The sequence below is a fragment of the Telluria sp. ZT3P25 genome, assembly GCF_059685895.1.
Map to the genome: position 1 here is coordinate 2,638,445 of NZ_JCASIJ010000001.1, position 13,149 is coordinate 2,651,593.

The 13,149-nt window shown below is 63.1% G+C and carries 9 protein-coding genes and 6 tRNA genes; 4 read left to right on the top strand and 11 right to left on the bottom strand.

All coding sequences use genetic code 11. The features are described from left to right. Positions 1 to 51: 51 nt before the first annotated feature. Both AC56LY_RS11685 and earP read right to left on the bottom strand, forming a co-directional pair. A complete protein-coding gene (locus tag AC56LY_RS11685; protein WP_183558142.1) occupies positions 52 to 627 on the bottom strand; it encodes an elongation factor P in 576 nt (191 codons plus the stop codon). A gap of 107 nt (positions 628 to 734) precedes the next feature. After that, positions 735 to 1,910, bottom strand: a complete 1,176-nt coding sequence (gene earP, locus AC56LY_RS11690) for an elongation factor P maturation arginine rhamnosyltransferase EarP (protein ID WP_499579520.1) — start codon at positions 1,908 to 1,910, stop codon at positions 735 to 737. Positions 1,911 to 2,331: 421 nt separating this feature from the next. Here earP and AC56LY_RS11695 point away from each other — a divergent pair, with 421 nt between their 5' ends. The 3 genes from AC56LY_RS11695 to AC56LY_RS11705 all read left to right on the top strand — a co-directional run bounded on the left by AC56LY_RS11695 (position 2,332) and on the right by AC56LY_RS11705 (position 5,557). After that, a complete protein-coding gene (locus tag AC56LY_RS11695; protein ID WP_499579522.1) occupies positions 2,332 to 3,255 on the top strand; it encodes a hypothetical protein in 924 nt (307 codons plus the stop codon). Positions 3,256 to 3,341: 86 nt separating this feature from the next. Then, complete coding sequence (locus tag AC56LY_RS11700) at positions 3,342 to 3,599, top strand: hypothetical protein (protein WP_499579523.1); 258 nt, start codon at positions 3,342 to 3,344, stop codon at positions 3,597 to 3,599. A 23-nt stretch (positions 3,600 to 3,622) separates the two neighbouring features. Continuing rightward, positions 3,623 to 5,557: a S8 family serine peptidase gene (locus AC56LY_RS11705; RefSeq protein ID WP_499579525.1), complete on the top strand. Its 1,935-nt coding sequence runs from the start codon at positions 3,623 to 3,625 to the stop codon at positions 5,555 to 5,557. Between the two features lie 81 nt (positions 5,558 to 5,638). On the opposite strand, the gene AC56LY_RS11710 is transcribed toward AC56LY_RS11705, so the two are convergent. The 9 genes from AC56LY_RS11710 to apbC form a co-directional block, all read right to left on the bottom strand. Then, positions 5,639 to 5,714, bottom strand: a tRNA-Glu gene (locus AC56LY_RS11710). A 208-nt stretch (positions 5,715 to 5,922) separates the two neighbouring features. Then, positions 5,923 to 5,998, bottom strand: a tRNA-Glu gene (locus tag AC56LY_RS11715). Positions 5,999 to 6,091: 93 nt separating this feature from the next. Then, positions 6,092 to 6,167: transfer RNA gene (locus tag AC56LY_RS11720), tRNA-Glu, on the bottom strand. A 68-nt stretch (positions 6,168 to 6,235) separates the two neighbouring features. Continuing rightward, a tRNA-Ala gene (locus AC56LY_RS11725) sits at positions 6,236 to 6,311 on the bottom strand. 92 nt (positions 6,312 to 6,403) lie between these two features. Next, positions 6,404 to 6,479: transfer RNA gene (locus AC56LY_RS11730), tRNA-Glu, on the bottom strand. A gap of 91 nt (positions 6,480 to 6,570) precedes the next feature. After that, positions 6,571 to 6,646, bottom strand: a tRNA-Ala gene (locus AC56LY_RS11735). A 91-nt stretch (positions 6,647 to 6,737) separates the two neighbouring features. Then, on the bottom strand, positions 6,738 to 8,129 hold the full coding sequence (gltX, locus tag AC56LY_RS11740) for a glutamate--tRNA ligase (RefSeq protein ID WP_499579527.1): 1,392 nt from the start codon (positions 8,127 to 8,129) through the stop codon (positions 6,738 to 6,740). Positions 8,130 to 8,214: 85 nt separating this feature from the next. Further along, a complete protein-coding gene (locus AC56LY_RS11745; RefSeq protein WP_499579531.1) occupies positions 8,215 to 9,408 on the bottom strand; it encodes an aminotransferase class I/II-fold pyridoxal phosphate-dependent enzyme in 1,194 nt (397 codons plus the stop codon). 281 nt (positions 9,409 to 9,689) lie between these two features. Beyond that, a complete protein-coding gene (gene apbC / locus AC56LY_RS11750) occupies positions 9,690 to 10,778 on the bottom strand; it encodes an iron-sulfur cluster carrier protein ApbC (protein ID WP_343025479.1) in 1,089 nt (362 codons plus the stop codon). Between the two features lie 161 nt (positions 10,779 to 10,939). Here apbC and metG point away from each other — a divergent pair, with 161 nt between their 5' ends. Then, a complete protein-coding gene (gene metG, locus AC56LY_RS11755; RefSeq protein ID WP_499579534.1) occupies positions 10,940 to 13,111 on the top strand; it encodes a methionine--tRNA ligase in 2,172 nt (723 codons plus the stop codon). The last annotated feature ends 38 nt before the right edge of the window (positions 13,112 to 13,149 follow it).

A 13,149-nucleotide genomic window follows, 5' to 3' on the forward strand; every position in this document is an offset into this window, starting at 1 on the left:
GACATAAAAAAACGCTGCCGAGGCAGCGTTTTTTTATGGAGAAACCCGTGCTTAGTTACGCACGACTTTCTTGTACTCGTTGGTACGGGTGTCGATTTCGATCATGTCGTCGCCGCTGACGAACAACGGCACCATCACGGTGTGCTGCTTGCCTTCGATGGCGTTTTCGATCTTGGCTTCTTTCAGGACGTTGCCCGACGTGTTGCCCTTGACTGCTGGCTCCGAGTACACGATCTGGCGTGCGATCGTGGTTGGCAGTTCGACCGAGATGGCCTTGCCGTCATAGAACACGGCTTCGCATTCCATACCGTCTTTCAGGTAGTGCAGCGCGTCGCCCAGGTTCTCTTCTTCGATTTCGAACTGTTCGTAATCGGCGTCCATGAAGACGTACAGCGGATCGGCGAAGTACGAGTAGGTCACTGGCTTCTTGTCCAGAACAACGACGTCGAACTTGTCATCGCCACGGAACACGTTTTCCAGTGGTGCATTGGTCAGAAGATTCTTCATCTTCCACTTGTAGGTGAAGCCCGTGCGGCTCGAGCCGTTGACGTCGGAACGCAGCACGATGAACGGCTTTTCATCAACCATGATGATGTTGCCAACACGAATTTCTTTTGCGGGTTTCATAGATATTTTACGTAAAAAGATAGTTGCATTAAATCATCGCCGGCTGGTGGGCCGAAGGCCCCGGACCTGCATTTGATCGTCGGAATCCGTTAGAAACTAACCGGGCATTATACGCTGTTTTCCTGTGCCAACCGCAGATCGCGCACGAAATCGAGCAGTTGCGTGACCAGATCGCCCTGCGCAAGTACTGACTCGCGCCAGGCGCCGGCCTGCGCCGCGATGTCCGGCAACGCAGTCTCCAGTGCGCTCCAGGCGGCTTGATGGTCGTCCATAAGCTGCGCGCCGTTCCAGCCAAGCATGTAGGCCGACAGTGCTGGCGCCTGTTGCGCATAGACCGCCAGGAACGCGCGCAGCTTCTTGTGGTGCAGGTTGTCGTCCTGCGGATAGATGTGCCAGACGAACGGGCGAGCGGCCCATTGCGCCCGCACCCATGAATCTTCGCCACGCACGAAATTGACGTCGCAGGCCCACAGCAGCAGGTCATAATCGGCCTGGGGCAGGAATGGCAGCACCCGCACGGTCAGCTGGCCGTGGGTCGCGCTCGCGCCAGCCACCGGTGCGGCGCCCAGGAAAGCGGCGACCTGTTCCGGCACCACACCTTCCGGCACCAGGCACAGCGTGGGCGTGGCGCCGCTGCACCACGTTTCAAACAGTGCGGCGACCGGCGCGCCCGGGTAGCAGAACAGCGACACCTTGCGCCCCGCCGCCTCGGCCACAGTCACGCCCAGGCGCCCCAGGAACGCCGTCACTGCGGCCGGGTCATCCTGGAACGCGTCACGGCGCGCCTCGAGCCCCGCTTCGTGCAGCAACCCACCCGTGTGCGCATTGAAACCGGGGAAATAGAAATGCTTGGTCAGCCGCAGGCGCGGGTGCATCGATGGCAGGCGATGGCAACCCTCCACCCAGTCCTCGGCCGTCAAGCCTTCGTAGTTCAGCCATACCGGGCGTGGCGTGCGCGCGGCCATTGCCCGTTGATAATCCGGCGGCAGCTCGCAACCGAAGAACTCGATGACGACGTCAGGAATGTCATGCGCGTGGAATTGGCCATCCTGATCCTGCCAGTGGCGCACCGTCACGCCAAAAATCAGTTGCTGCGCGGCCGCCGGATCGACCTCGGGGCAGATGCGCCGGAAACTGACCAGGTCGTCGACCCATAGCGTGACCCCTACCGCGTGCTCGTGACACAGCTGGCGCGCCAGGCGCCAGCAGATGCCGATATCGCCATAGTTATCGATTACCTTGCAGAAAATTGCCAGCGACGGTGTAAAGGAAGACAGGGACATGAAGGCGGGCGACGTCGTGACGCGCGAATGCGGGGGCCGTCATTCTACCGCGAATTGATATGGTGATTTTTCTCAAGCCCCAGTGCGCTTTGCAAAGAAAATCGGGGCTTTCTGACGCGCGTCTGCGCTAGCGCAAGGTGCGATTTTAACCTTGGCGACATCGCCATTACGCCAAAACTTCACCGCCAGGCACCGGTCGAACGCCTACCTGCAGGAAAAGCAGCCTCGAAAGGCGGCCTTCCTGCCCTTCCCTCGCGCTACCGGTCACACCGGGGCACGAATCATATGAACACGGTCGTGTAGGCGGGCCCTTGCTGTTTCAGCCGGCCTCAGCGCGACCGAATAACCGGAGGCTCGTATCATGAATGAATTTCAACAACCATTTGCGCAACCACAGTTTGCACCACAGGGTCTGGGCAGCATGTTCGGCGGCGCGCTCGGCGGTGTCATCGGGCGCGGCATTGGGGGCTGGGTCGGCCACAGCGGCGCGGGCGGGCGCATTGGTGAGGTAGCCGGCAACTTCCTCGGCCACCTGTCGCCATTTGCGGCCGATCCCTCCGGCGGCATGGGCATGCAACAGCAGGTCGATCCGCAACAGCTGCAACTGCTGCAGCAGCTGCAGCAGTTACAACAACTCCAGCAACTTCAGCAACTGCAAGAACTTCAGCAGCAACAGCAACTGCAACAGATGCAGCAGCTGCAACAGCAGGGTCAGCTGACCCCGCAAGGTGGCTTCTTCGGCAATCTGATCAGCAAGATCGGCAAGCCCGCCGGCGCCCTGATCGGGCACGCCACCGGCAATCGCCACCTTGGCAACATGATCAGCGACTATTCCGGGTATGGCCGGATGCTGCCGCTCGGCGCCGATCCGCAAGCGCAACAGCAGGCACAGCCGCAAATACCACAGCAACATCCGCTGGTCCAGTTGCAGCAACTGCAGGCCGAGCAACAACAACTGCAGCAACTGCTGCTGCAAGTGCAGCAACAGGCCGCGATGCTGCAACAGCAGATCGTACAGCAAGGCGGTCAACTGGCGCCGCAGGGCTGGCTCAGCAATGCAATCACCCAGTATGCGCGGCCGGTCGGCAGCTTCCTCGGCGAACACTTTGGCAACCAGGGCCTGGGCACTGCGATCGGCGGCGTGGCCGCACAGCTAGGCCGTTATGTGCCGGCGACGGCTGACCCGTTTGGGCAGCAGTTTGGTGGCCAACTTAGTGGCCAAATCAGCGGCCAGCCCATCGGCCAACCCGGCGGTCAATTCAGTGGTCAATTCGGTGGTCAATTCCCCGGTCAGCAAGCGCAGTATGGCCAGGCAAGCCAGTTCGGCCAGCAGACCGTCCACTAAAGCCTGAAGCACACGACACCACGACCCACCCGCCAGGTCATTGCCGCCAGACGCCGGCCATGACCTGGCATTGAGGAGTCCCTGCCATGCCGGCGTCCCTACCCCCTGTCCCGATCAATCGCTACATCGTGCGCGCCACGCGCGACGATGACGAACTCGTCAGGTTCCTGGCGACCCTGGGCACCGAACCGGGCGTGCAGGTTGTCGACCTGATCGGCCCATCGTCCGGCCCGCCGCACACGGCGGTCGTTGAAACCGACGCGCCCACGGCCGAACGGCTGCGGCAACAGACTCTTGACCAGTTAACGATCGAACCCGACCAACCGCTCTCGCTATACGATTGAGCGGCGCCGGCAAAGGACACACTATGGCCAAACACGTAAAAAGCGGCGCTGCCGATGCGCCGCCCACACCAGCGGCGTCGCAGGACGGCGCAGCAGACACCGGTACCGATTCCACTGGCGGCGCCGCCCCGATGCTGGGGCGCCTGGTCACCGAGCGCAAGAAAAAATACCTGGTGGCGCCCCGCGCGGTGCTGGGCAGCTTCGGCATCAGCAGCTGGGGGGCGCCACTGGGCCTGTCAACAGTGCAGCAGGCGCTCACTGCCATGCCCGATATCGAGGTGGTCGACACCATCATGCCCCGCGCCGGGCTGGCGACGGCCGGCTTCGGTCCATCTTCGATGGGCGACGGCGCAGAAGGCGTGATGGTTGCGCGCATGACCGACCAGAAGGCCGGCGAACTGCTGCAGCGCGGCCAGGGTCAGTTGATCGTCGAACGCGATCAGCACCTCGCACTGCTCGACCCCATGCTGCGCCGTCCCGACCTGGTCAGCTCGCTCACGCCCTACCAGGGCCCGCAGTGCGACCTGCTGCTGGCGGTGGTGGGCGCCGACGGCGCGCCCCTGCCCGAGGTCGAGGTCTCGCTGTTCGGCGGCGTGCTGCCCAGCACTGCCGTCACGGGCGCCGACGGCGTGGCGCGCCTGCGCCTGTATGGCGACGATACGCACACGATCAGCGGGTTGTATGTGAAACCACGCGCCGATTACTGGAGCTTCTACCAGCGCGATCCCGACCTGAGCCTGCAAGAGGCCAACGTCGTCATGCTGCGCCCGCTGGCCGACTGGTCGGCGCTGCGCGGCCTGCCGCAGCAAAACGCCATGGGCTGGGGCGCACGGGCCATGCGCCTCGACGGGGTACCGCAGCATTATCGCGGGCGTGGGATCAAGGTGGCCGTCATCGATTCCGGCGCCGCCACCACGCATGGCAACCTGAACGCCATCCACGACGGCTTCGACGTCATCAACAAGCGCACCGACCGCAGCACCTGGAACGTCGACACACTTGGCCATGGCTCGCACTGCACCGGCGTGATTGCCGCCACCGATCCGGCCTGGGGCATCCGCGGCTTCGCACCCGAAGCCGAAATCCACGTCTGCAAACTGTTCCCCGGCGGCCAGGTCAGCCAATTGATCGACGCGCTCGAATACTGCATCGAACAGGGCATCGACATTGTCAACATGAGCCTGGGCGGCTCGGCGCCCTCCGAAGCGCTCGAGCGCCAGATCGTGCGCGCCAAACAGGCCGGCATCGCCTGCATCGCCGCTGCCGGCAATTCCGCCGCTGCCGTGCAATACCCGGCCTCGTCACCGCATGTACTGGCCGTCGCGGCCATTGGCAAGCTCGGTGAGTTCCCGCCCGACAGCTACCACGCCGAGACCATCGGCACCGACATCGACATGTATGGCTACTTCACGGCGCGCTTCAGCTGCTTCGGGCCGCAGGTCGACGTGTGCGCGCCAGGTGTGGCCGTCGTGTCGTCGGTGCCGCCAAATAATTTCGCCGCATGGGACGGGACCTCGATGGCGGCGCCGCACGTGACGGGCCTGGCTACGCTCGTGCTGGCACACAGGCCGGAATTCGGATCGATGGTGCAAGCACGTTCACCGGAGCGGGTCGAACGGCTGTTCCAGGTTCTGCGGATGAGCGCGCGCCCTGTCACGCTGAACGATCCCAATCATATCGGCTACGGCTTGCCCGATGCGCTGGTGGCGCTGGGCTTGCCCACCGCGCAGCAGACCATGCCATGGCAAAGCACGGCAGCAGGGTACGGTGCACCGGGTGGCATGCATGCGATGTCGCCGCATGACGGTGGATGGCCCAGCATGGCCGGGGCCGGGATGCAGTACCAGGGGGTGCCATATCAGGGCATGCAGCATCAGGCTATGCAACATCCGGGCATCCAGCAACAAGGGCCGGGGTTGCCATATCCATTCGGCACCGTGCGGGTGTCGGGTTGGTGAACTGCGGGGGCGCCGCGCGACGCTGTCGCAGACGAAAAAAAACCGGAGCCCCACTATCGTGGCCGGCTCCGGCTTTCTGTCTGGCGTCCCCACGGGGATTCGAACCCCGGTACTCACCGTGAAAGGGTGATGTCCTAGGCCTCTAGACGATGGGGACCTAAAACTGGTGCTGCGTGCTACTGGCTGTGCGTCGCCCGCTATTGCTGACTGCAACCCGGACCGCGAAGAACTTTCGCACATCATCACAACGACAATGTTGCGACCCTACTTTACTACCAAACCATTGTGCACACAATTCTGCGACCACAATAGAAAAACCGGAGCACCTCTCCGCGCAAGCGCGTTGGTCTACCCCGGTTTTAAACTGGCGTCCCCACGGGGATTCGAACCCCGGTACTCACCGTGAAAGGGTGATGTCCTAGGCCTCTAGACGATGGGGACCTAAAACTGTTGTGCTCTGACGAGCGTACTGCAACTGCATGATACGACTGACGTCGATGTACCACCGCTGGCGCGGCACATCTGCCAAATTCTTGGCGTCCCCACGGGGATTCGAACCCCGGTACTCACCGTGAAAGGGTGATGTCCTAGGCCTCTAGACGATGGGGACCCTGGACTTGCTCAATTACTCTTGTACTGCTGTTATTGCCTGCTGCCTGAATGTCGTTTTCTTTTACGTGGTGGAGGTAAGCGGGATCGAACCGCTGACCTCTTGCATGCCATGCAAGCGCTCTCCCAGCTGAGCTATACCCCCCACGGGAAAACAACATTTTACTACACTGCACCTGCTTCGACCAGTAGCGCATGCTGCTCGCATACTGTGTCAGGCCATTCTAACCAGCACGCTGGCGTCCCCACGGGGATTCGAACCCCGGTACTCACCGTGAAAGGGTGATGTCCTAGGCCTCTAGACGATGGGGACCGTGAACAACCGATTACTGCAGAACTACTTTGCTGCTGGCTACACAGCATCACATTACGACTAAGGCAAAACCACTGCCACACTTCAGAGTTGGTGGAGGTAAGCGGGATCGAACCGCTGACCTCTTGCATGCCATGCAAGCGCTCTCCCAGCTGAGCTATACCCCCGCAGCGCTGAAGTGCGAGCATTATATAGGACACCCTTGCATTTCGCAAACAACGTTTTGCGACGTTGAAGCGGGGTGCCCACCGGCGGCTTTTACAGCCCCTTCTGCACGCGCGCCAGGACGACGTCGCGGCCAAACAACTCGAGCACCACATCGATCGCCGGCGTCTGCAACTGCCCCGTCAACAGCAGGCGCAGCGGCATAGCCAGTTGCGGCATCTTGAGACTATGTGCCGCCAGCACTTCCTTGATCATGGCCGCCAGCGACGCCTTGTCCCACGCCACCGTGGCGCAGCGCTCGGCAAACAGCGCCAGCGCGCCACGCACTGCTTCGGTCAGGTGCAGCGCCAGTTGCTCGGCATCCGGTTGCGGATCGCGGTAGAACAGCATGGCGGCATCGGCCAGTTCGTTGATCGTGTTTGCGCGTTCCTTCATCAGGCCCAGCACGGTTGGCAGCGCCGGCGCGCCATCGAAGCGTGCACCGTCGCGCTCGAGTTTTGGCAGCGCCAGCGTGGCCAGGCGTTCGTTGTCCGCCGCCTTGATGTAGTGGTTGTTCAGCCAGTTCAGTTTTTCAGGATTGAACTGGGCCGCCGATGCGGTCAGGTGCTCCAGGTTGAACCACTCGGTGAACTGCGCCATCGTGAACACTTCATCGTCGCCGTGGCTCCAGCCCAGGCGCGCCAGGTAATTGAGCATCGCTTCGGGCAGATAGCCCTGCTCCGGATAATCCATGACGCTCACGGCGCCATGGCGCTTGGACAGCTTCGCGCCATCGGTACCCAGAATCATCGGCAGATGGCCGTACAGCGGCAGCTCGGCGCCGAGCGCGCGCAGGATGTTGATCTGGCGCGGCGTGTTGTTGACGTGATCGTCGCCGCGCAGCACGTGCGTGATTTTCATGTCCCAGTCGTCGACCGCGACACAGAAGTTATAGGTCGGCGTGCCGTCCGGGCGCGCGATGACCAGGTCGTCGAGCTCCTTGTTGCCGATCGTGATCGTGCCCTTGACCACGTCAGTCCATGTGACGTCGCCATCGAGCGGATTCTTGAAACGCACGACTGGCTTGACGCCGTCCGGCACGGCCGGCAGGGTCTTGCCGGCTTCCGGACGCCAGGTACCGTCGTAGCGCGGCTTCTCGCCTGCTGCGCGCATGCGCTCGCGCATCGCCTCGACTTCATCGGGCGACGAGTAGCACAGGTAGGCGGTGCCGGCGTCGAGCATGCCGGCGACCACTTCGCGGTAGCGGTCCATGCGCTGCATCTGGTAGAACGGGCCTTCGTCGTGCTCCAGCCCCAGCCACTTCATGCCATCGAGGATGGCCTGTACGGCTTCCGGCGTCGAGCGTTCGAGGTCGGTGTCTTCGATGCGCAGGATGAACGTGCCGCCAAAATGGCGGGCATAGGCCCACGAATACAGCGCGGTGCGCGCGCCGCCAACGTGGAGGTAGCCGGTCGGGCTGGGAGCAAAACGGGTGCGGACGGTCATGGCAGAAAGCAATCAGGTAAAAGGCGTATTCTACCCCGATGCCCGCCCGGCCAGCACCGGCGGTGAGCCTGGCCACAACACGCCTTCAGCCACGATAACGCTGCTGGCCGACAGTACGGGGCGCACGCCCGGCGCCGGCGCGCGCGCAGGCGCTTGCCACGAGGTGCGCGCCGCGTTGCAATGGGGCCGGCGCATGCTGCGCCATCACGTGCAGACACAGGCGCGCGGCGCCCGCTGGCACCGCGGGAAACTCCACCGGCTGAACAAGCACCGCGTCATGCGCAAGCCAGGCAGCGGCCACACGCGCCGAGGCTTCCGAGCCAGTCCAGACCGGCACGATCGGCGCTGGCGCACCCAGGCAATCCTGGCCCGCCGCCTGCAGCGCCGCGCGCAGTCCCATGACGTTGCGCAGCAGGGCGGCGCGCAAGGCCTCGCCCTCGGCCGAAACGGCAATTTCCAGACTCGCGGTGGCCACCGCCAGCTGTACCGGCGAAAGTGCATCGAAGCGCATGTGCTGCCCGGCGTACCGCTGCAAGCGATCCCTGGCCGAACGATCGGCACAGGCGACAAAGCCACCCTCGGTGGCGAAGGTCGGGGAAAAACTGCCCGCCACGATATCGACCCGTCCCGTCATGCCCTGGCTGGCCAGAACGCCCCCGCCGCCCGCACCCAGCGCGCCCAGATCGTGCGTGACATCGACCAGCAGCGTCGCCCGGTATTCGCGGCACAGGTGCTGCAACAGCGGCAGGTCGGGACTGTGCGCATCCATGGCAAACAGCCCTTCGGTCACCACCAGGATGGTGTTGACCGCGTCCACCGCGCGGATCCGGTCAAGCAGCTCGCGCACGTGGTCACAATCGAGATGCCGGTGCAGCAGGACCCGACGGGTGGCGCCGGCCACGCCATGGCGCAGCCAGTCGTGGGCCTGGGCATCGATCACGACATGGTCCGCCCCGCGCACGAGCGCCGCAATGGCCACGAGAGCGGCTGCCCAGCCCGTCGGGAACAGCGCCACGTGCTCCAGGCCCACCAGCGCGCCCAACGCTTCTTCAAGCGCTCGCGCAGAACGGGCACGCCCTGCCAGGACGGTCGAACCGGCGCCGTGCAGACCGGCATCGCACAACGCGCGACGCGCGGCCGCATGCACGGCCGGATGGGCGGCCAGCGCCAGGTAATCCTGCGATGCGAAATCGATGCCGTGCGCTTCCTGGCCGCCATGACCGGCAACTGCGGCAACCACGTGCTGCGCTGGATCGAAGGGAATGAATTCGTTGTGCACGGCGCCTCCTGGACGGGTCAACAATCGAAAAAGAGCAGGTATGTCTGTTGCCGGGCGCATCATGCCGGCATCGTGGCGGGTCACGTGCGTGCCGGGCCCCGCGAACTGGCAGTGTAGGTAGGGAGTTTGCGAGAGGGTTTATCTTCAAACAGATTGTCAGCAGGAAAAACCTGACCTGCCCGCACGGCATGGGGACACACAATGCACAAAGCCCATGCACAACAGCGTTGCGCATGGGCTTTGCGGGAACCAGCCAGGCCTGGTGCCTGGCCCGTATGACGTCAGTCGTTCTTGACGACGATGCTCGGGAACCTGCTGCTCATGTCCTTGGCCTTGTCGGCGATCTTGATCGCGACCTTGCGTGCAATCTGCTTGTAGACCGCGGCCACAGCACCATCCGGATCGGCGACGACGGTCGGACGACCGGCATCGGCCTGCTCGCGGATCGACATCGTCAGCGGCAGCGCGCCCAGGAACTCGATGCCGAAATCGGCGCACATCTTTTCACCACCGCCGTGACCGAAGATTGCTTCGGTGTGACCGCAGTTGGTGCAGGTGTGGGTGCTCATGTTCTCGACCACGCCCAGAATCGGGATCCCGACTTTTTCGAACATCTTCAGGCCCTTGCGTGCATCAAGCAAGGCGATGTCCTGCGGCGTGGTGACGATCACGGCGCCCGTGACCGGCACTTTCTGCGACAGCGTCAGCTGGATGTCGCCCGTGCCTGGGGGCATGTCGACGATCAGATAATCGAGGTCGCGCCAGTTGGTCTGCTCGAGCAGCTGCTGGAGCGCGCCGCTGGCCATCGGGCCGCGCCACACCATCGGCTCATCCGGGTCGATCATGAAGCCGACCGACGACACCTGGATGCCGTGGTTTTCCAGCGGCTCCATGCTCTTGCCGTCGTTGGTCAGCGGACGACCGCTCACGCCCAGCATCATCGGCTGCGACGGACCATAGATGTCTGCATCCAGGATACCGACGCTGGCGCCCTCGGCATGCAGCGCCAGGGCCAGGTTGACCGCCGTCGTCGATTTGCCGACACCGCCCTTGCCCGAGGCAACGGCGATGATGTTCTTCACATTCGGCATGACCTTCATGCCGCGCTGGACCGTGTGCGAGACGATCTTGCTGTAGGCGCGGATGGCCACGCCTTCGACGCCGGGCAGGGCCAGCACGGCGCTGGCCGCCATCTGGCGCAGCATCTCGACCTGACTGGCGGCCGGGTAGCCCAGTTCCAGCTCGAACGTGACCTGACCGTTGTCGATCTGGATGTTCTTGATCGACTTGGTGGTGATGAAATCCTTGGTGGTATTGGGGTCGATCACGCTCGCCAATGCCGTCTTGATATCGCTTTCAGTAATGCTCATGGTGCTCTCCGGGTGTTCTCCGATTGATATTGGGGCGAAGTGTAGCGCAAAACGGCTGGGCGGCCAGCCTGTTGGTAGTAAACCACGGCCAATACCCCCTGCGCGCACAGGGCCATCCGCTGTTAAAATGCTTCTTTTCATATAACCGAAGCGTTTCAACCATGACCCGCAAGCTGTTCGTCACCACCGCACTGCCCTACGCCAATGCTGCCTTCCATATCGGCCACATGATGGAGTACATCCAGGCCGACATCTGGGTCCGCTTCCAGCGAATGCAGCGCGAAGGCAATGCACAGGGCGGCCAGAAACGCGAAGTGCATTTCGTCTGCGCCGACGATACCCACGGCACGCCGATCATGATCGCGGCCGAAAAAGAAAACATCACGCCACAGGAATTCGTGGCCAAGATCGCCGCCGGCCGCGCGCAGTATCTCGATGGCTTCCACATCGCCTTCGACAACTGGTACTCCACCGATTCGCCCGAGAACGTCGAACTCTCGCAAGGCATCTACCGCAAGCTGCGCGATGCCGGCCTGATCGTCACCAAGACCGTCGATCGCTTCTACGATCCGGTCAAGGGCATGTTCCTGGCCGACCGCAACATCAAGGGCGAGTGCCCGGTGTGCCACGCCAAGGACCAGTACGGCGACAACTGCGAAGTCTGCGGCGCCGCCTACCAGCCGACCGAACTGATCAACCCGTTCTCGGTCTTTACCGGCTCCACGCCCGTGCTCAAGCCGTCGGAGCAGTACTTCTTCAAGCTGTCCGACCCGCGCTGCTTCGCCTTCCTCAAGGAATGGCTGAACACTCCGGGCCGCCTGCAGCCGGAAATGGTCAACAAGGTGTCCGAGTGGCTGGGCGAAGCCGGTGAAAAGCTGGCTGACTGGGACATCTCGCGCGATGCGCCCTACTTCGGCATCCCGATTCCGGATGCGCCGGGCAAGTTCTTCTATGTGTGGCTGGATGCGCCGGTCGGCTACCTGGCCAGCCTGAAGAATTATTTCGACAAGCAGGGCCTGGATGTCGAAGCGTTCCTGAACGACCCGGCCGCCGAGCAGCTGCACTTCATCGGCAAAGACATCGTCTCGTTCCACTTGCTGTTCTGGCCGGCAATGCTCAATTTCTCGGGCCACCCGATCATCGACAACCTGAAGGTCGCCGTCCACGGCCACCTGACGGTGAACAATGAAAAAATGTCCAAGTCGCGCGGCACCGGCATTTCGCCGCTGCGCTACCTGGAACTGGGCATGAATCCGGAGTGGCTGCGCTACTACCTGGCCTTCAAGCTCAACGCCAGGGTGGAAGACCTGGACTTCAACGGCGACGACTTCGTGGCCCGCGTCAACAGCGACCTGATCGGCAAGTACGTGAATATCGCCAGCCGCTGCGCCGGCTTCATCGCCAAGCGCTTTGATGGCAAGCTGGCCGACAGCGTCTCGCCGCTGGGCCGCGACTGGATCTGCAAGGCGCTGATGCACGACGGCGCAGAGCGCCAGGCATCGGTGGCCGCCAGCTTCGAGGCACGCGAGTATGGCCGCGCACTGCGCGAAATCATGGAAATCGCCGACGTCATCAACCAGTACGTCGACGAGCACAAGCCATGGATCCTGGCCAAGGACGAGACCAAAACGGCCGAACTGCACGACGTCTGCACGACCGCGCTGATCCTGTTCCGTCAACTGACCATCATGCTGCAACCGGTGCTGCCGCAAGTGGCCGCGCGCGTCGCCGAATTCCTGGGCGACGCTGAATTGAGCTGGGCCGACACCCATGGCGCCGCCGTCTACGAATCGATGCTCGGACGCACCATCGGCACCTACACGCACCTGATGCAGCGCGTCGACGCCAAGATGGTCGAGAACCTGTTCGACAAGCCGGTCTTGGCAGCACCTGCTCCGGCGGTCGCCGCCGCGGCTACTCCTACCCCGGCGGCAGCGCCGACGACCGATGCCGTCGAAGGCGAAGGCGAAGGCGACATCGAAGCCCTGGCCCCGACCATCACGATCGACGATTTCGCCAAGATCGACCTGCGCGTCGCGAAAATCATCAACTGCGAACACGTCGAAGGCTCGACCAAATTGCTGCGCCTGACGCTCGACGTCGGCGAAGGCCGTCACCGCAATGTGTTCTCGGGCATCAAGTCGGCGTACCAGCCGGAAGACCTGATCGGCAAGCTGACGGTGCTGGTGGCCAATCTGGCCCCGCGCAAGATGAAGTTCGGCGTGTCCGAAGGCATGGTGCTGTGCGCCTCCGCCGCTGACGAGAAAACCAATCCGGGCCTGTACCTGCTCGACCCGATGCCGGGCGCGACGCCAGGCATGCGCATCCGCTGATGCTTCACGCCGGCGCCTGGCCTGGCGTGCCACGATGA

What these genes read in the sequence shown, in the direction of transcription:
- gltX (WP_499579527.1), bottom strand. Translation starts at nt 8,129, where the DNA reads ATGACCGTCCGCACCCGTTTTGCTCCCAGCCCGACCGGCTACCTCCAC.
- AC56LY_RS11685 (WP_183558142.1), bottom strand. Translation starts at nt 627, where the DNA reads ATGAAACCCGCAAAAGAAATTCGTGTTGGCAACATCATCATGGTTGAT.
- earP (WP_499579520.1), bottom strand. Translation starts at nt 1,910, where the DNA reads ATGTCCCTGTCTTCCTTTACACCGTCGCTGGCAATTTTCTGCAAGGTA.
- AC56LY_RS11705 (WP_499579525.1), top strand. Translation starts at nt 3,623, where the DNA reads ATGGCCAAACACGTAAAAAGCGGCGCTGCCGATGCGCCGCCCACACCA.
- AC56LY_RS11700 (WP_499579523.1), top strand. Translation starts at nt 3,342, where the DNA reads ATGCCGGCGTCCCTACCCCCTGTCCCGATCAATCGCTACATCGTGCGC.
- AC56LY_RS11695 (WP_499579522.1), top strand. Translation starts at nt 2,332, where the DNA reads ATGTTCGGCGGCGCGCTCGGCGGTGTCATCGGGCGCGGCATTGGGGGC.
- metG (WP_499579534.1), top strand. Translation starts at nt 10,940, where the DNA reads ATGACCCGCAAGCTGTTCGTCACCACCGCACTGCCCTACGCCAATGCT.
- apbC (WP_343025479.1), bottom strand. Translation starts at nt 10,778, where the DNA reads ATGAGCATTACTGAAAGCGATATCAAGACGGCATTGGCGAGCGTGATC.